This is a genomic window from Ruegeria sp. HKCCA5839 (assembly GCF_013035585.1).
Lineage (GTDB): Bacteria > Pseudomonadota > Alphaproteobacteria > Rhodobacterales > Rhodobacteraceae > Ruegeria.
The window spans coordinates 404,579-423,327 of sequence record NZ_WQIE01000001.1 but is presented as its reverse complement, the minus strand read 5'-3'; the positions used below and the strand labels follow the sequence as shown (position 1 = coordinate 423,327).

Here is an 18,749-nt window from a genome sequence, read left to right as displayed (position 1 = left end):
ATGTCGCTCCCGGCATCATATCAGAACGATCCCCGCATCCATGTTGACGCGGACCATTTGCTTCGCCTGGGGCTACAGGCCCGCGCAATCAGCCTGTTGCCATACCAACCGGCCCGTTCAATCCTGAACGGCCGGCACGCCTCGCGTCTGCGCGGGCGTGGCCTGAATTTCGAAGAGCTGCGCACCTACCTACCCGGCGATGACATTCGCACGATTGATTGGAAAGTCACAGCGCGCACCCGCTCACCCCATGTTAGGGTCTATACCGAGGAACGCGACCGCCCTGCTCTTTTGCTTGTCGATCAAAGAGTTTCGATGTTTTTCGGAACCAAAACATATATGAAATCGGTTATCGCCGCCGAGGCCGCTGCCATTGCCGCCCACCGCATTCTGGCACAAGGAGATCGTGTCGGCGGCATCGTGTTCGGCGACCGCGATCTGGCCGAGCACCGCCCCCAACGGCGCGCCAAAGCACTCATGCGGTTTCTGTCTTCGATCGGCGCGATGAACATAGCTCTGAACGCGGCTCTGCGCCCGGAACCAACTGTGTTCTTGAATGACATATTGGCGTCTGCCAACGCTTTGGCTCACACCAATACGCTGGTCTGTGTCTTTTCCGATTTCGAAGGGTTGAATGACAAGAGCGAGGCACTGATCCGCAACCTTGCGCGCTCTAATGATCTGATATTGTTCAATATATCCGATCCGTCCGCACAGGATCTTCCAAAAGGCCTAAAACTCACCGTATCCGACGGCACCGACCAAATCGAGGTAGACAATACCGATCCCGCGCTTTCCGCACGGATCAGGACAGCGATGGAAAACCGACTGTCGCAACTGCATCTCTGGTCGCAGCGCTATGGGTTTCCGGTCGTCCCATTGACGACAGCGCAACCGGCATTGGATCAGTTGCTGCATCTGTTCGGACATCGCGGGAGGTGCAAATGAGCATCCAGACCGATGGGAAATCCCTTGTGGATCTGCTGAATATGCTCGAACCCGCTCCGGAACCTGCCCCGATTTCCATGCTTCCGCAAACCTGGGGATGGGCGGTTCTGGCTACGATCCTGGTTGTGTTGGCGCTCTGGGCTCTTTGGTTATACCTCCGACACCGGCGCCAAAACACTTACCGCCGTCAGGCACTGAAAGAACTGGACCGATCCGCCGATGACCCTCGATTAGCCTCCGAGATCCTACGGCGAACCGCATTGGTGGCTTTTCCCCGACAAGAGGTCGCAGGACTATTCGGCGATGAGTGGTTGAGCTTTCTTCGACAAACCTCTGATCGAATGACTTTTTCCGAAGAAACCTGGATGGCACTCGGCTCAGCCCCCTACAAAGCGGCATCACCGAACAAAGATGTCACGCGATTGGTTAGAACATGGATCACTTTGCATAAGTCCGGAGGCGCAAGCTGATGTTGTCCTTCGCCTCGCCTTGGGTTTTCCTGCTGCTGCCGCTTCCTGCGTTGGTCTACTGGTACGCACCGCCTTATCGCCAGCCAAGCCAGGCCATTCGAATTCCCTTTTTTCGGCACGTCGCCAAAGCGGTCGGAGCCGCACCACATTCGGGCGTCGCGGTCGCTGGGCGATCACGGCTGCAAACAATTGTAGTGATCTGTATCTGGGGCCTGCTCATCTGCGCCATGGCCCGGCCTGAACGACTGGGTGATCCGGTGGTGGTCGAAAAATCCGCCCGCGACGTGGTGCTGGCACTGGATATTTCAGGTTCGATGGATCAGCGCGATTTCCGTTCCAGCGACGGCACCCCGAAACAACGATTGGACGCGGTCAAAGACGTCTTGCGTGGCTTCATTGCCCAAAGGCAAGGTGACCGGATGGCTTTGATCATCTTCGGAACGCGCGCTTTTGTACAAGCGTCTTTCACTGAAGACCTCAACAGTTTGAATGGCTTCCTCGACCAAACTCAAGTTGGTATGGCAGGTCCAAATACGGCTTTGGGTGATGCAATTGGCCTGGGCATCCGCACCTTCGACACCAGCGAAGTGGAACAGCGACTTATGATCGTTCTGAGTGATGGTGCTGACACATCCAGCCGCATGACGCCGATCAACGCGGCAGCGATAGCAGCAGAAAAAGGTGTGGTCGTCTACACGATTGGCGTTGGGGACCCAAATGCCACCGGAGAAGACCGGGTTGATCTGGACGCGTTGCAACAGATCGCGTCGCGCACCGGTGGCGCGTATTTCTTTGCAGATGACGAAGCCGCACTGACCGAGATCTATCAGCGCATTGACCAGCAAAATCCCCGTATTGTGGAAACACAAAGCTACCGACCCAAACAAAGCCTTGCGCATTTCCCGCTGCTGATTTCTTTGCTGCTGCTTTTGGGCAGTTCGATCACCTTGCACATTGCCCATTCGCGCCGAGGTGTATCGTGATGCAGTTTTTGGCGGAATTTCACTTCCTGCGAGCAGGTTACCTTCTGTTCCTCATTCCGATTACGATCCTGTGGTGGCGATTGCGCCCTCGAAAAAGCGCTGCGCAAAAACTGCCAGACGGGATCGCCCCACATCTGAGTGCTGCGCTTCTGCTAGGTGCGGATGATCGACGGCGCGTCTATCCGATTGATCTTGCGATGTTGGCGGCACTCCTGATCACGCTAGCGGTCTCTGGGCCCACATGGTCGCGGGCGACGAATCCGTTGATCGCAGATACCGCGCCTTTGGTGATTGCGCTTAAGGTCACGGACAGTATGGAGCAGACTGACCTGACCCCTACACGTCTGGAGCGTGCGAAATACAAGATCACCGACATGATCACGGCCCGGTCTGGCGCTCAGACTGCTTTGATCGCTTATGCTGGCTCGGCCCACCAGGTGGCGCCGTTGACCGAAGACCCGAATATCCTGCGCCCATTGTTAGAAGGTCTGGTTCCAGCAGTTATGCCACAGCAAGGCGACGTCGCATCCAGTGCCTTAGATTTAGCTTTGAACATATTGGAAAGCAACGAAAATCCTGGGTCTGTCTTGTTTGTTCTGGACGACCTCGAACCCTCTCAGGCACAAGGTTTCGACAGCCGAGGATTCGATGTTTTCTTCCTTACGATGCTTCCCGATGGTGCGCGCATCGTCCAATTGGACAACCTTTCCAACGCTACTGTCGTACCGTTTACTCCGGACGATCAAGACATCAACAAATTGAACAGGCGTATTCAATCGGCCTATGCCGACGCATTGGATGATGATGACCGGTCGGATTGGACAGACCAAGGTTGGCTGTTGGCTTGGCCTGCGGCCTTTCTGTGCTTGTTGTGGTTCCGCAAAGGCTGGGTGATCCGCTGGGCCGTACTTGCCTGCATCCTCGCAATTCCGAGCGGTCCGGCACAGGCTGCAGGCTGGCGCGACTGGTTCCTGACACCGGATCAACAGGGGCAGGTCGCGATGAACCAGAAACGCTATGGAGATGCTGCTGACCTGTATCAGGAGCCTTATCACCGTGGCTATGCGATGTTGAAGGTGGGTCGATATCCCGAGGCGGCCGAGGTTTTTGCGCAAATGGACACGGCCGAAGCAGCCTTTGCCGAAGGATTGGCCCGTATCCGAAACCGGGAATACCGACCCGCTATCGCTGCCTTCGAAACTGCGTTGGACCGCAGGCCCGGCTGGCCCGAGGCGGAGCACAATCTGGAGGTTGCGCGCGCGATACTTGAATTTGTCGAGACCACCCGGGAACAATCGGACACGGGGGAAGAAGCCGGGATCGGCGCGGATGATACCGTTTTTGACAACGAAGACAGCAAAGGTACTCAAACCACTATACAGGCTCCGAAAGACGGCGCCGAAGCCTTGTCTGCAGACCAGTGGATCAGCGCAATTGATACCGATATGCAGGACTTTCTGCGCAATAGGTTTTTGCTCGACAATCAGGCGTTAAATCAATGAGATACGTAGCGCTGTTCATATGGGTTTTCTGGGGCATTCCGACATTGGCTCAAGTCGCGCCCAACGTGACGGTCCAGGTACCGGACGACGCGACGACTGTTGGCCAACCCGCCATTATCCGCGTCAAGGTTCTGGTCCCGACCTTCATGCCATCGCCGCCAGTTTTCCCATCGCTTGAGCGCGAAAACCTTCTGGTCCGTTTGCCTGAACGTGCCTCGGGGCCCGTAAGTGAAGCGATTGAGGGAGAAACTTGGTCAGGCGTGCAACGCAGCTATCGTGTCTATCCCTTGACGGCAGGCAACTTTGACCTTGGTGCACAGCAGGTTGTCGTTACATATGCGGATCCGGACACAAACGCGCCCATTCAGACTACCGTGGACCTTCCCAGGATAACTTTTGAGGCGACTGTACCCGATGCGGCACGCGGACTGGACCCGCTGATCATCGCGACCGGTTTCGACGTCACGCAAGAGATCGACGGCGAACGCACACTCAAATCCGGAGACGCCATTACCCGTCGTTTGACCGCACGTATTTCCGGCACTACCCCAATGCTGATTCCGCAATTGATGCCGGATCTACAGGGCACCTTGCTGCGTTCCTATCCGAAAGAGCCAAAACTAACCGAGACCGAAGATCGCGGCGTGCTGTCCGGGGAGCGCGTGGATGAGGTAACCTATCTGGCGCAGAATGGTGGAGACACCCAGTTGCCGGCAGTCTCGATCCAATGGTTCAATCTGACAAGCAACGCAGTCGAAACAATCGAAATCGACGCCATAGACTTGACCTTGGTGCCACCCAAGGCTCCACCACCTGACGCTGCAGACATCGCACGTTATCTTGGATGGATTGCGATCCTCGCCGGGATATTCTGGACTGTGTACCGCTTTGGAAAACCGCGTTTGAACACCTGGAAGAGCCGACGCAGACAAACCTATCTTGCGTCGCCCAAACACGCCCTTGATCAGATCAAAGCAGGGCTTCAAGCACATGATTTAAAGACAGTTTACACAGGTTTGGAGGAGTGGAAGAGCAAAGCCGATTGGCCAGCAGACAGCGCGGAGCTGGAGGCAGCGCTTACACAGATTGGTGCAGCGATTTATGCCCAGAAGAAGCCGAACAAAGCGGATTGGAACGCTGCCGGGCTGGCACTCGTCCGTATGCGTCACTCAAGTGAGAAAGCGCATACTGCAGCTCTGCCCCCACTGAACCCTTAGCTTTGGCAACTGGCAATCAATGCCCGTCGGTCGCTGAGCTTTACCCTGCCATATCCCAACTCGATCAAACCCATATCCACCAGGCGATGTAAGCAGCGATGTAGCGTCGGTGCTGAAACCGCCACCATCTCGGCCAGCTCCTCTTGCGAGACGACAATCCAGTCGTCTTCTGTTGTGTTGCACTCATCGAGATGCAGCAACCGCAAGACCAGCCGCTTCTCGGTCCCTGTTACGGCAAGATTGGCCATGATCCGCAGCGCCGTTTGGATGTTTGCGTGGCTCAACGCATAAAAATCCCGAACGTAATCCGGGTTCGAGCGAACCAGTTTTTCGATCCGCGTATTGGGAAAAAACAGGGTCTGACTGCATTGAGTCGTCACAACGCTGACAAGACGCGAAGCCCCTGCAAACAAGGCCAGATCTCCGACCCAAAATCCATGACCTTCACGGTGAATAACAAATTCCTGCCCATCATCTGCAGGTGCTGTAATCTGAACCGCCCCGTCCAGTATCGCGTAGATACCATTCGCTTCATCGCCATAACGATAGAGCGTTTCACCCGCGGCAAAGGCTTTTGGTACGCCAATGGCCAGCAGGCTGTCTTGAAAGGTTTTGGATCGCGTCGCAAACCATCCGGCTTCGCGTAATCGTCTCATTTTATTCACGTTATCTGACATTACCATTTTGTAATATTATCATATGATGAGTTCTAAATTTCCACGATAATCTAGAATGATTGCATTCGATTCCCAGTGCTATCTGACTGCCTCTTCCTGGGCATCGAACCATTTCGGACTATCCGACATCTTTTATGCCGGATAGTCCCATTTGATTTTCTTTCGGGGCGCCTGGCGTCCAAACAAATCAGGAGCACATCATGTCCCCACCTCGCACGATTGCAGACAATTGGCGCGGCGCCATTCGCCGGTTCGCGGTTGCGTCAGTCGCCATTGCTATGGCGCTTCCTGCCTGGGCACAGGATCAGAAACCCAACATCCTGGTGATTTGGGGTGACGATATCGGTCAGTCCAACATCTCGGCCTATACGATGGGGCTCATGGGGTATCAGACCCCCAATATCGACCGTGTTGCCAAAGAAGGTATGATCTTCACCGACTATTACGGCGAACAATCCTGTACCGCGGGCCGGTCGTCCTACATCATGGGGCAGTCGGTTTTCCGTACGGGCTTGTCCAAAGTAGGTCTGCCCGGCGCTGATCTGGGCATGCAGACCGAAGACCCGACCATCGCAGGCCTGCTGAAAGATCACGGCTATGTCACGGGTCAATTTGGCAAGAACCACCTGGGTGACAAGGATGAACATCTGCCCACAAACCACGGTTTTGACGAGTTTTTCGGAAATCTTTACCACCTCAACGCCGAGGAAGAGCCCGAGAACGAAGACTATCCCGGTGATATGGTCCTGGCCGATGGCCGCACCTTCCGCGAAACCTATGGACCGCGCGGAGTGATCAAGTCCAAGGCGGACGGCACCATTGAAGATACCGGCCCGCTGACCAAAAAGCGCATGGAAACCGTTGATGACGAAACCGTCGCGGCGGCGATCGACTTCATCAAACGCGCGCACGAACAGGGTCAGCCTTTCTATGTCTGGTGGAACGGCACGCGTATGCACTTCCGCACCCATGTCAAAGAGGAGATGCGAGCGCAGGCGAACGAAATCTTTGGCGGCGTGGCGGATGAATACACCGCAGGCATGATCGAACATGACATGCATGTGGGGCAACTGCTTGATCTGCTGGATGAACTTGGGATCGCCGACAACACGATCGTGCATTACTCGACCGACAATGGTCCGCATATGAACACCTGGCCCGACGCTGCGGCCACGCCATTTTGGGGCGAGAAGAACACCAACTGGGAAGGCGGTTGGCGCGTTCCGTCGATGGTGCGCTGGCCCGGTCAGATCGAAGCAGGTTCGGTCACCAATGAGATCGTGCATCACATGGATTGGTTGCCGACCTATCTGGCCGTTGCCGGTGATCCGGACATCAAGGAAAAGCTGAAAGCTGGCTATAGCTCGTCCGGTATGGGCCGTGACTATAAGGTTCACCTCGATGGCTATAACATCCTGCCGCTTCTGACTGGAGAAACCACAGAAAGCCCGCGGCAAGAGATCTTCTATTTCTCGGATGACGGTGATCTGACTGCGCTGCGCTTTGACGATTGGAAGCTGATCTTCCTTGAGCAGAAAGCCTGGGCGACCCTGCGGGCCTGGATCGAACCCTGGACCGAGCTGCGCATACCGTTGATCGTCAACCTGCGTCGCGATCCGTATGAGAGGGCCTATCGCACGTCCAACACCTATTACGACTGGCTGTTGGATCGCGCCTATTTCCTGGTTCCGGCTCAGCAATATGTGGGCAACTTCCTGGCGACATTCCAGGAATTCCCACCACGCCAGAAGGCGGCCAGCTTCAACCTGGATCAGGTGATGGAAAAGCTGAACAGCCCGACCAACAACTAGGTCTGGCTTCTTTGAAACCTTCGGGGTCGCCGCACTGGCGGCCCTTTCTTTTCAACAGTTTTCAAAGGGTTTCTGATGCGAAATACAGTTCTTGCCGCATTCCTGTTTCTAGCTCCGGGTGTGTTGTGGTCCGATCCCCTGCCCAGTTGGGCGGAGGGAGAAACCAAGACGCAAATTGTAGATTTTGTCGACAAGGTTACCGATCCGGAAAACCCCGCTTATGTCACCCCGGCCGAGCGGATCGCTGTCTTTGACAATGACGGCACGCTTTGGGCCGAGCAACCGGTCTATTTTCAGTTCATTTTTGCCATGGATCGGCTGGCGGCACTGGCCAAGGAAGACCCATCCATTCTGTCGAGCCCAACGCTGAAAGCTGCGGCACAAGGCGATCTGGCGACCGTTCTTGAGGGTGGCCATGACGCGCTGATCGAAGTGGTCAACGCCACGCATGCCGGCCTGACAGTCGACGCGTTTCAGGATGCGGTTGCCGAATGGCTGGACACTGCGCGCCACCCTTCAACCGGCCTACCCTATGATCAGATGACCTATCAGCCCATGGTCGAGCTGCTGCGCTATCTACGCGATGAAGGCTTCAAGACCTATATCGTCTCGGGCGGAGGTCTTCATTTCATGCGCGTCTTTACCGAAGACGCCTATGGCATCCCGCCTGAACAGGTCCTGGGCACCTATTCCGAGACCACATATGACTCCTCTGGCGATACTCCCTTTATTGCCAAGGCCATCGGTATCGTGTTTGTGGACGACAAAGAGGGCAAGCCCATCAATATCGAACGCACAATCGGGCGGCGGCCGATCCTTGTTGGCGGCAACTCCGATGGTGATTTCGCCATGATGGAATGGACCACCGCTGGCGACGGGGCACGGCTGGGTATTCTTGTGCATCACACGGATGCCGAGCGCGAATGGGCCTATGACCGCGACAGCGCCATCGGTCGGTTGGTCGATGGGCTGGACAAAGGCCCCGATATGGGCTGGGTCATCGTGGATATGGCGCAAGACTGGTCACGCGTCTACACTGGCGCGAACTGATCTCTGACTCATGGCCGAATATGTGGACACTTCTTGTTTCTCTTTTTGTCTTCGCGCTTTACTGCACGGCCATCGTTTTTGCCGTACGCTCGGCGCAGACCGCACGAACGCCACAAGGGGCCATGGGTTGGGTCGTCTTTCTGCTGTCTGCGCCGATGCTGGGCGTGCCCCTCTATCTGTTCTTAGGCCACCACAGGTTTCGCGGCTACCGCATCGCCCGGCGTGAGAGCGAGCGGGTGGTTGAAGGCATCAAAGCCTTTGCCGATTTCTCAAAACCCGATCCTGATCGCATGACCATCAACCCTCGACCCTTCGAGGCGCTGTCGCATATGCCCGTCTCACGCGGGAACGGGGCCGAGCTTTTGGTGGATGGAGAGGCCACGTTCAAATCAATATTCGAGGCCATTGATAGCGCGCAAAACTATGTGCTGGTGCAATTCTATATCGTGCGCGATGACCGGTTGGGGCGGCAGTTGCGGGACAAATTGATCGCCGCGGCGAAACGCGGCGTGCATGTGCGCTTTATGACTGACGCGGTGGGCAGCTATGGCCTGCCAACAACATATCTGGACGCATTGCAGGACGCTGGTGTGGATGTAGCTGATCCGCGTGAACAGCGCGGGCCAAACCACCGCTTTCAGCTGAACTATCGCAACCACCGCAAAACCTTGATCATTGATGGCGAGACGGGGTTTATTGGCGGGCACAATGTGGGCGTCGAGTATCTGGGCGAAAGCCCCCGCTTCGGGCGCTGGCGCGACACGCATGTGAAGATGACTGGCCATGTGGTCCGGCAGTTGCAGTTGATCTTTACCGAAGACTGGCATTGGGCCCGCGACGAGGATCTGATCGATCAACTGGACTGGTCCGGCAGCGAATCCGATCAGGATATGAACGCCTTGCTGGTGGCGACAGGCCCTGGAGACGAAACCGAGACTGGCGCGATGATGTTTTTCTCGGCTATTGCCGAGGCGAAATCCCGGATCTGGATCGCCTCGCCCTATTTCGTACCTGATATCGACATCATGGCGGCCTTGCAAAACGCAGCGCTGCGCGGGGTGGATGTGCGCATCCTGTTGCCCGATGTGATTGACCACCGCCTGCCATGGCTGGCCGCATTTGCCTATTTTGACGAGATCCGGGACAGCGGCGTCAAGGTCTTGCGCTATACCGATGGTTTCCTGCACCAAAAGGTTTTTGTGGTCGATGATGCGCTGGCTGCCGTGGGAACCACCAATCTGGACAACCGGTCCTTTCGCCTGAACTTTGAGGCGATGGCGCTGTTTTTCGATGAACGTGCAGCCCAAGCCACGGCCAAGATGCTGGAAGAAGATTTCACTTCAAGCTACGAGCTGACCCGCAATCTGGCACAGCAGCCCGCCCATATACGGTTTGGCGCTCCGATCGCCCGACTGTTTGCACCGATCCTCTAGTTGAAGAACCGCTCCTGAAACACGCGCGTCATCAGAGCCACAAGGAAGGCAGTCGACAGCCCAAAGGCCAGCAGACCGGTGACCGAGGCAAAAGCTCCGAAAATGCGCAGCTCTTCACCCAGAACGATGTCGCCATAGCCCAGCGTCGTAAAGGTCACGAGCGAGAAATACAGCGCCGTGTTCCAATCCGGTAAAACGTCACCCAAGACCCAGACAATCGCCCAGATCCAGACCTGAAGCGTATGGATCAGAATTATGAAAACAAGTGCCACACTGATCGGGCCCGCCGTTGCCAGTATGGGCCGGGTCACCTCCCACTGTTCAACCAGTTTGCGCACCACCAAGACGCACCATGTCAGAAGAACAAGCTCGATCAGAAAACAAAGGCCCAGATAGACGCTTCCCCAAACTATCTGCTGTGACAATGTCATACGCCAGGCCTTGTGATCGAAATGTGAAAACCGCCCTCAGAATGCGGGTTTGCACGGAATAGAACAAGCCCGGCGTGCCACATCGGGTGCGGCGAAAGGCATCGCCGTTTTTTTGGCCACTGGACACGGGCGGGCGGGGTTGCACATTGTGACGGGCACAACAAGAGATCGCGGATGCTGCTCACCATTGACCACGTTCAGAAAACCTATCCCGGCGGACGACCTGTTCTGAAAGACGTGTCGCTGGCACTGGATCATAGGCAGACCCTTGCGCTGACGGGTGAAAGCGGCAGTGGCAAAAGCACCTTGCTGCACCTTGCAGCAGCGCTGGATGGGTTTGATGGGGGTGAGATCAAATTGGATGGCACCCCTCTGTCTGGTCTGGACGACGCCGGGCGCGCCGCGCTTCGGAGGCAGACCTTGTCGCTCGTGTTTCAGCAGTTCAACCTGATCCCCTCGCTCACCGTGGCGCAAAACCTGTCGATCCATGCACAGATTGCAGGCCGTCACGATCCTGACTGGCACGCGCATCTGGCACAACATCTGGGCCTTGGTGATTTACTGGATCGGTTTCCCGAGAACTTGTCGGGCGGGCAGCAGCAGCGTGTTGCGATTGGGCGCGCGATGGCGACGCGACCGGCCTTGCTGCTGGCGGATGAGCCCACGGGCAATCTGGACGAGACCGCCAGCGCCACGGTGCTGGACCTTATGCTTGGGCTCGTTGCCGATACCGGCACGGCGCTGTTGCTGGTCACCCATTCCCTGGACATCGCCGCCCGGTTGGATCGACGGGCGCATTTGTCTGGTGGGCAAGTGACGTGACCGCAACCGTCATCCGAACACTGCTCAGCCATTGGCGCAGCCATCGCTTGCAACTGATCACGCTGCTGACCGGGATCGCTCTGGCCACCGGCCTGTGGTCGGCGGTTCAGGCCATCAATACCGAAGCCCGGGCCAGCTATGCGCGGGCCAGTGCACAACTGGCGCTGGGACAGTTCGATGAGATTCAGAATCCCGACGGGTTTATCCCGATAGAAACCTATGTGGCCCTGCGACGCGATGGCTGGCAGGTGGCGGCGGTTCTGGATGGCACGCTGCGTATTAAGGGACGGTCCGTTCGGATCATGGGCGTGGATATGGTGAGCTATCCGGCTTTGCCTGCGGTCACCGAGGCAGAACAAAGCCAGGCCCCGCCCGATCCTGCGGATATGCTGACCAATCCCGGACGGCTGTTGATAACCTCAGATCTTTCCACGCTGTTTGACGGGGTCGAAGGCTTCCCGCCGGTTTTGATCAGCACAGCCCTGCCCCCGGATCTGGTGTTGACCGATATCGGCGTGGCTGAACGCCTGTTGGACCGTCCCGGCCAGATCTCGCGTCTTGTGATCTTGCCGGATCAGCCTCAGGGGCGGACGTCGCTGGAGGATCTTGCGCCAAAGCTGGTGCGCAGCAGCCCGTCAGCACAGACAGACACCGCACAGCTGACCGACAGTTTCCATCTGAATCTGGCGGCCTTTGGCTTGTTGTCCTTTGCAGTCGGTCTGTTCATCGTGCACGGCACTGTCGGTCTGGCTTTTGCGCAGCGCCGCGGGATCATCCGCACCCTCCGGGCCTTGGGCGTGCCGATGCGCCGACTGATCTGGATGATCCTGACCGAACTGGTGTTGCTGGCCCTTGTCGGAGGTCTCATCGGTCTGCTGATCGGGTTCTTTCTGGCCGGAGCCTTGCTGCCCGATGTCGCCGCCACCCTGCGCGGGCTTTACGGTGCTCCGGTCGAAGGCCAGCTTTCGTTGCGTCCTGCGTGGGTGGCCAGCGGTCTGGGGATGGCGGTCGGCGGTACTCTGGCCGCGTCGGGTCACGCTTTGTGGAAACTGTCGCAGATGCCATTGCTGTCAGGCGCGGGCTTGCAGGCCTGGGGCAACGCAGCCGCGCATCGTGTGATGGGCGGTGTCGGGCTTCTGCTGTTGGTTGCCGCCGGGCTGATCTATCTCAGCGCACAGGGGTTGCTGGCAGGTTTTGCGATGCTCGGCGCTCTGCTGACCGGTGCGGCGCTGTTGCTGCCATTGGCCCTGTCGGCACTGTTGGCGGTTCTGGGACGACGCGCCAAAGGCCCGATCTCGACCTGGGTCTGGGCCGACATGCGCGCGCAATTGCCCGGATTGTCGCTGGCACTGATGGCGCTGTTGCTGGCTTTGGCTGCCAATATCGGTGTGGGCACGATGGTTTCAAGCTTTCGCCTGACCTTTCTGGGATGGCTGGACCAACGCCTGACATCCGAGCTGTATTTCAGCGCCGAAGATGCCGAACAGGCCGCGTTGATCACCGATTGGCTGAACCCGCAGGTCGACGCGATCCTGCCCATCCGAAACACAGAACTCAGCCATGAGACCGGGCCGCTGTTTCTCTACGGTGTCGTGGATGATCAGACCTATCGCGAAAAATGGCCACTGATCGCCCGTAGCCTGGACGCTTGGGACAAGGTAATGCAAGGAGACGCCATCCTGATAAATGAACAGCTGGCCCGCCGCGCAGATCTTTGGCCGGGGGACACCTTGCATCTGACACCGTCGCAGTCGCGCGTGATTGCGGGGGTTTATTCCGACTATGGCAACCCGACCGGGCAGGCTATCGTTTCGATGCGGCAACTGGACGTGCTGGCACCGGATACGCCGCCCGCCTTGCGCTTTGGCATCCGCCTGCCCGAGGTCCGCGCCGCAGAGATGGCACAAAAACTTCGCGACCAATTTGATCTGCCAACGCAAGCGGTGATCCGGCAACACGCTCTCAAGGCGCAATCCGTGGCGATCTTTGAAAAAACCTTTGTCGTCACCTCGGCCCTGAACGTGCTGACGCTTGGCGTGGCCGGCTTTGCAATCCTCACCAGCCTGCTCACCTTGTGGACCCAGCGGTTGCCGCAGGTTGCCCCGGTTTGGGCCCTGGGCCTGACACGACGGCACTTGGCAGGGCTGGAGCTGCTGCGCAGCTTGTTGCTGGCCGCGCTTACCGCAATTCTGGCGTTGCCTTTGGGGCTGATCCTGGCCTGGGTCTTGCTGGCCGTCATCAATGTGCAAGCCTTTGGCTGGCGTCTGCCGATGTTCCTGTTTCCCGGCGACTGGCTGCGTCTGTTCGCGCTGACCTTGGTCGCAGCGGCTTTGGCTGCTGCCCTGCCCGCCCTGCGCCTAATGCGCCTGCCGCCTGTCGATTTGCTGCGGGTTTTTGCCAATGAGCGTTAGGGTGTTCCTTTTGGCCCTGTGGCTACCTGTCGCCACATGGGCGCAAGGATATGCCGGGCTGGGCGGCTCGGCCGAGGGGTTCGACACGCCCGACCCCGATTACGTGTTCTCATTCCCGCGCGACCATGGCCCCCATCCCAGCTTCCGCATTGAATGGTGGTATCTGACCGCGAATCTGACCGGAGCAGACGGACAAGACTATGGCGTGCAATGGACCTTATTTCGCTCAGCGCTCAAGCCAGAGGAACAGGAAGGATGGCAAAGCCCGCAAATCTGGATGGGCCACGCTGCGGTCACCACCCCCGATCAGCACTTCTTTGACGAGCGCCTGTCGCGCGGTGGCATCGGACAGGCCGGTGTCACAGCTCAGCCCTTCGAGGCCTGGATCGATGAATGGTACATGAGAGGCGACAATTTCGACCAACTGGAGCTCTCGGCCAACAGCGACACTTTCAGCTATGACCTGCAACTGTCGGCCACCGGGCCTTTGGTGTTTCACGGCCAAAAGGGCTATTCGGTCAAATCTGCGGATGGTCAGGCCAGCCACTATTACTCGCAACCGTCCTACGATGTTCAGGGCGTTTTGCGCCTGCCTTCGGGCGACGTCACGGTCACGGGCAATGCCTGGCTGGATCGCGAGTGGTCGTCGCAGCCCTTGGCCTCGGACCAAAGCGGATGGGATTGGTTCTCACTCAGCTTCAACGATGGTCACAAGCTGATGGCCTTCCGCCTGCGCGGCGGACGCGGTGATTTCACGGCGACCACATGGATCTATCCCGATGGCACAACCACTACTTTGCCCGACGGGGCCGCGCAGTTCGAAGAGCTGGACACGGATGAGGTGGCAGGTCGCAACGTTCCAACCCGCTGGCGCGTCACCCTGCCCGCGCGCGGCATTGATGTCGAGGTCGCAGCGATGAACCCTCAGGCTTGGATGGGTACACGATTTGAATACTGGGAAGGCCCGGTGCGCGTGTCCGGCAGCCATGCGGGACGCGGTTATCTTGAGATGACGGGGTACTGACCCCCTGTCGTCAGACTGTCACACAGCACCGTTAGGCCAGAGGCAAACGTAAGAAGGTTTGCCACATGACGGAATTGAAACTGGGCGCTGCCCTGATGGTCTCTGATCTGCCCGCCCATCGCGACTGGCTGATCGACGGGCAACGGGATCTTGAAATTCAGGATTTCATCTTTGCCGAGAACCTGGGCGACGCGGCGCTGGATCTGGTCGCCACAGCCAAATCCCAGTTGATCGGCTATTCCGGACGGCTTGGGATCCACGGGCCTTTCTATGACCTGCCGCTGGATTGCCGCGACCCCGAGGTGCGGATGATCGTGCAGAAGCGTCTGGATCAAGGGCTGGATGCAGCGGCTGCCTTGAGCGCTACGCAGATGGTCATGCACTCGCCCTATTCGACCTGGAGCGCCTACAACCTCGACGCTGATATCAAGGCGCGCGCCGAAAAGTTAAAACGTGCACACGACACTCTGATCCCTGTTGTCGCCCGCGCCGGTGCTTTGGGTGTTGAGCTTGTGATCGAGAATATCGAGGACAAGAACCCTATGGACCGGATCACGCTGGCCGACAGTTTCGACGTCGATCATGTACGCGCGTCACTCGATACCGGTCATGCGCATTACGCCCATGGTGCGACGGGTGCGCCTCCGGTGGATTACTACGTCCGCGTGGCCGGGGCAAAGCTGGCCCATGTTCATATTCAGGATGCTGACGGCTTTGCCGACCGGCACTGGGCGCCTGGTCAGGGAACGGTGAATTGGCATGCGGTCTTTGCGGCATTGGCTGAAAGCGCGCCAATCGCCCGGTTGGTGCTGGAGCTGAAGAACAGCGCCGATGTCATCCCGGGCTTTGAATATCTGCGCGATCTGGGCTTGGTCGCCTAAGCTTAGCGCACCACATAAACCGAGGCGTCCGAGTGCCGCACGACACGCGCTGCATTCGGACCCAGAAGATAGTCTTTCAGGTCCGGCTTATGGGCTCCGATCACGATCAGATCACTGCCCGCACTTTTGGCGGTTTTCAGGATCTCTTGATAGGCCGTTCCAGTGCCAACCACGTGGCGGATCGTATCATTGCGCGCCTCGCCCAATACGTTTGTGCACAGCTCAACCAGCTTGTCATGCGCCTCGTCCACGGCTTTTTCATGGAAATCCGCTTCAAAAAAGCCCGACACCCAGCTTTCGCCGAAATCCGGTAAAACCGTTACCACGTCCAATTGTGCCGCGTTCTGATCGGCCATCGCGGCTGCAGTTGTCAGCACTTGGGAATCCAGCGTTCCATTGCTGATATCGACGGCGCAAAGTACAGATTTGATCATGCGAGCACCTCTTGTCTGGCGGCGCGGCCGCGTTGCAGGAATGCGATGAACCCCAGAAGAAGCAGTGCGGGGATAAAGACCAGCTGTTTCGGCGGCTGGCTGGTCGGCAAACTGACCGAGGTTATGCGCACTGCGTCATCACCGTAATAGTCAAAGATACCCAGTTCGTCCGCCACAGGCGTTCCAAAGAGCGGCTCATCCAGTTTGACCAGGCCATCCTCGGCAATCGGCAACAGGCCCATTGCTTCGACGCGTGCCGCGCCTCCGTCTTCTTCACCGACAGTGACCACAACAGTGGTGTCCACCATCTCGAGCGTGTCGAAATCAGGCCCGGCCACGACAAGTCGTAATTCCGTTCCCGGAGCCGCGTTGCCCACGGTTTCCTCCAGCGCCGCCGGTTCAACGGACACAAAGGGCGGAGCGATCCGGTTCATGAAGTAGTCGGGCCGGAACAGGGCAAAGGCCACAAGGATCAGCGCGACGCTTTCGTAGATGCGGCTGTGAGTCACAAAATACCCCATTGTTCCCGCCGTGAAGACAAGGATCGCAATAGTAGCGGAAATGGCGACAATTATCCCCTCGACCCAAGTCACATCGATCAGCAACAGATCGGTGTTAAAGATGAACACGAAAGGCAATGCGACGGTGCGCAGGCTGTAGAAGAACGCGGTAAAGCCCGTCTTAATCGCGTCCCCGCCAGATACGGCTGCGGCGGCAAAGCTCGCAAGACCCACAGGCGGGGTCACATCCGCCATGATGCCGAAGTAGAACACAAACAGGTGCACCGCGATCAGCGGCACGATCAGCCCGCTCTGCGCGCCCAACTCGACCACAACCCCGGCCATAAGCGAACTGACGACGATGTAGTTCGCCGTGGTCGGCAGGCCCATACCGAGGATCAGGCTGAGGATACCGACCATGATCAGCATCAGGATCAGGTTGCCGCCCGACAGGAACTCAACCAGATCGGCCATCACTTGCCCCACGCCGGTCAGGGTCACGGTACCTACGATCACGCCCGCCGTGGCGGTCGCCAAGGCGATCCCGATCATGTTGCGGGCACCGTCGATCAGGCCCTGCCACAGATCGGCAACACCCTCGATGAAGGTGTTATAGAGGTTGCTTTGTCCCCGGAACATCGCCTTCAACGGCTTTTGGGTCAGCAAGATCACAAACAGCAGCGCCGTGGCCCAGAAGGCAGACAGGCCAGGTGATTTCTGTTCGATCATCAGGAAATAGACGAGCACAATGATCGGCAGCAGATAGTGCAGACCGGCCTTATAAATCTCGGCAATCACAGGCAAGGTCACTTGCTTGGCGTTTGGATCGTCGGGTTCCAGATCAGGAACGGTCGCTGCCATCCTCAGCAGCACGACATAGATCGCCACAACGATCAGCGACATGATCAGACCTGCCATGCTGGGTTGCCAGGCTGTGATCGCTTCGACCGGGAATTGCGATCCATAGCAGAGCCCGGCAAAGACCAGGAAGAAGGACAGCATACCCACAATCGTGCGCGCCAGATGCACGTCGCGGTCGCCCAGCGTGGGCATATTCCGCTTCACCGCTTCCAGATGCACGATATAGACCAGCGCGATGTAGGAAATCGCAGCGGGCAGGAAGGCGTGGGTGATGACCTCGACATAGGAGATACCTACATATTCCACCATCAGGAAGGCCGCAGCCCCCATCACCGGGGGCATGATCTGACCGTTCACCGACGAGGCGACCTCGACCGAGCCCGCCTGCTCACTGCTGAACCCCACGCGTTTCATCAGCGGAATGGTAAAGGTGCCGGTTGTCACCACGTTCGCAATGGAAGAGCCCGAAATCAGGCCAGTGGCGGCAGAGCCCACAACAGCGGCTTTTGCAGGACCGCCCCGCAGGTGACCCAGCGCGCCAAAGGCCATCTTGATAAAGTAATTCCCAGCCCCGGCCTTATCGAGCAAAGCTCCGAACAGCACAAACAGGAACACGAATTTGGTAGAGACGCCCAGGGCAATGCCAAACACGCCCTCGGACGTGATCCACATATGGCTCATCGCCTTTTTCAGGCTGGCGCCCTTCCAGCGGATAACTTCGGGCACCCATTCAGATGATCCGAAGAAAACATAGGCCAGAAAGATCGTAGCGATGATCGCCATCGCAGGCCCAAGTGCGCGGCGCGCGGCCTCGAACAGCAACAACAACCCGACCAGAGCGACCCATTTGTCAGTGTCATCGGCCAGTCCGCCGGCATCCACGATCTTCTGATAGAAGAAATACCCATAAAGCGCGACAAAGGCGCCCAAGACCCCCATGATCCAATCCTGCACCGGGATATAGTCGCGCGGGCTGGATTTCAGGGCTGGATAGGCCGCAAAGGCCAAAAACATGGCAAAGGCCAGATGGAACTGACGGGAGTTGTTCACGACACTGCCGGGCAGCACATAGTTGGCCAGCGGCGAGGCCAAGGTGACCTGAAAGATCGACCAGACCGCCGCAACAATGGCCAGGAATATCCCGACATTGCCGACCGGATTGCGCCCGCCTGCATCGGAAGAGGCAACAAGATCCTGCAGCTCTTCTTCGGATAGCGGGCGGTTGGATTGTGTGTCGGAACTCATGACATGTCTCCCCGTCGTGGCCGGTTTTTGTGGCCTACCGTCTTGCCCG

The 18,749-nt window shown here is 57.9% G+C and carries 16 protein-coding genes; 12 read left to right on the top strand and 4 right to left on the bottom strand.

The features are described 5' to 3' along the window. From GOV38_RS02040 to GOV38_RS02020, 5 genes are read left to right on the top strand one after another with little or no spacing between them, the layout of a single operon-like run. On the top strand, positions 1–948 hold the full coding sequence (locus GOV38_RS02040; protein WP_171207442.1) for a DUF58 domain-containing protein: 948 nt from the start codon (positions 1–3) through the stop codon (positions 946–948). Next, positions 945–1,418, top strand: a complete 474-nt coding sequence (locus GOV38_RS02035; RefSeq protein ID WP_171207441.1) for a DUF4381 domain-containing protein — start codon at positions 945–947, stop codon at positions 1,416–1,418. Before GOV38_RS02040 ends, GOV38_RS02035 begins: the two co-directional genes overlap by 4 nt. Further along, positions 1,418–2,401: a VWA domain-containing protein gene (locus GOV38_RS02030; RefSeq protein WP_171207440.1), complete on the top strand. Its 984-nt coding sequence runs from the start codon at positions 1,418–1,420 to the stop codon at positions 2,399–2,401. The genes GOV38_RS02035 and GOV38_RS02030 overlap by 1 nt, the downstream gene beginning before the upstream one ends. After that, complete coding sequence (locus tag GOV38_RS02025; RefSeq protein ID WP_171207439.1) at positions 2,401–3,903, top strand: VWA domain-containing protein; 1,503 nt, start codon at positions 2,401–2,403, stop codon at positions 3,901–3,903. The genes GOV38_RS02030 and GOV38_RS02025 overlap by 1 nt, the downstream gene beginning before the upstream one ends. Beyond that, positions 3,900–5,120: a BatD family protein gene (locus GOV38_RS02020; protein ID WP_171207438.1), complete on the top strand. Its 1,221-nt coding sequence runs from the start codon at positions 3,900–3,902 to the stop codon at positions 5,118–5,120. Before GOV38_RS02025 ends, GOV38_RS02020 begins: the two co-directional genes overlap by 4 nt. Here GOV38_RS02020 and GOV38_RS02015 read toward each other — a convergent pair. Next, a complete protein-coding gene (locus tag GOV38_RS02015; RefSeq protein ID WP_254430426.1) occupies positions 5,117–5,776 on the bottom strand; it encodes a Crp/Fnr family transcriptional regulator in 660 nt (219 codons plus the stop codon). The genes GOV38_RS02020 and GOV38_RS02015 overlap by 4 nt on opposite strands. A 221-nt stretch (positions 5,777–5,997) precedes the next feature. Here GOV38_RS02015 and GOV38_RS02010 point away from each other — a divergent pair, with 221 nt between their 5' ends. From GOV38_RS02010 to cls, 3 genes are all read left to right on the top strand, one after another. Then, positions 5,998–7,608: an arylsulfatase gene (locus tag GOV38_RS02010; protein WP_171207437.1), complete on the top strand. Its 1,611-nt coding sequence runs from the start codon at positions 5,998–6,000 to the stop codon at positions 7,606–7,608. 75 nt (positions 7,609–7,683) lie between these two features. Continuing rightward, entirely contained in the window at positions 7,684–8,658 is a 975-nt protein-coding gene (locus GOV38_RS02005) for an HAD family phosphatase (RefSeq protein ID WP_171207436.1), read from the top strand. Between the two features lie 20 nt (positions 8,659–8,678). Then, positions 8,679–10,091 carry a cardiolipin synthase gene (cls, locus tag GOV38_RS02000; RefSeq protein ID WP_171207435.1) on the top strand — a complete coding sequence of 471 codons (1,413 nt, stop codon included), beginning with the start codon at positions 8,679–8,681 and terminating at the stop codon, positions 10,089–10,091. On the opposite strand, the gene GOV38_RS01995 is transcribed toward cls, so the two are convergent. Then, positions 10,088–10,522 carry an ion channel gene (locus GOV38_RS01995; protein WP_171129610.1) on the bottom strand — a complete coding sequence of 145 codons (435 nt, stop codon included), beginning with the start codon at positions 10,520–10,522 and terminating at the stop codon, positions 10,088–10,090. The genes cls and GOV38_RS01995 overlap by 4 nt on opposite strands. A 174-nt stretch (positions 10,523–10,696) precedes the next feature. On the opposite strand from GOV38_RS01995, the gene GOV38_RS01990 reads away from it, so the two are divergent. From GOV38_RS01990 to GOV38_RS01975, 4 genes are all read left to right on the top strand, one after another. Continuing rightward, positions 10,697–11,344, top strand: coding sequence for an ABC transporter ATP-binding protein (locus GOV38_RS01990; RefSeq protein ID WP_171207434.1), 648 nt, complete (start codon positions 10,697–10,699; stop codon positions 11,342–11,344). After that, the gene (locus GOV38_RS01985) at positions 11,341–13,755 is read left to right on the top strand and encodes an ABC transporter permease (protein ID WP_171207433.1); all 2,415 of its coding nucleotides are present in this window, start codon (positions 11,341–11,343) and stop codon (positions 13,753–13,755) included. Before GOV38_RS01990 ends, GOV38_RS01985 begins: the two co-directional genes overlap by 4 nt. After that, positions 13,745–14,779: a lipocalin-like domain-containing protein gene (locus GOV38_RS01980; RefSeq protein ID WP_171207432.1), complete on the top strand. Its 1,035-nt coding sequence runs from the start codon at positions 13,745–13,747 to the stop codon at positions 14,777–14,779. Before GOV38_RS01985 ends, GOV38_RS01980 begins: the two co-directional genes overlap by 11 nt. A 65-nt stretch (positions 14,780–14,844) precedes the next feature. Next, positions 14,845–15,660, top strand: a complete 816-nt coding sequence (locus GOV38_RS01975) for a sugar phosphate isomerase/epimerase (protein ID WP_171207431.1) — start codon at positions 14,845–14,847, stop codon at positions 15,658–15,660. Positions 15,661–15,662: 2 nt separating this feature from the next. Here the strand turns inward: GOV38_RS01975 and GOV38_RS01970 are convergent, their stop codons facing one another. Continuing rightward, a complete protein-coding gene (locus GOV38_RS01970) occupies positions 15,663–16,094 on the bottom strand; it encodes a universal stress protein (protein WP_171099181.1) in 432 nt (143 codons plus the stop codon). Continuing rightward, positions 16,091–18,700 (bottom strand): TRAP transporter permease, encoded by a 2,610-nt coding sequence (locus GOV38_RS01965; RefSeq protein WP_171207430.1) that lies wholly within the window; start codon positions 18,698–18,700, stop codon positions 16,091–16,093. Before GOV38_RS01965 ends, GOV38_RS01970 begins: the two co-directional genes overlap by 4 nt. Between the last annotated feature and the right edge of the window lie 49 nt (positions 18,701–18,749).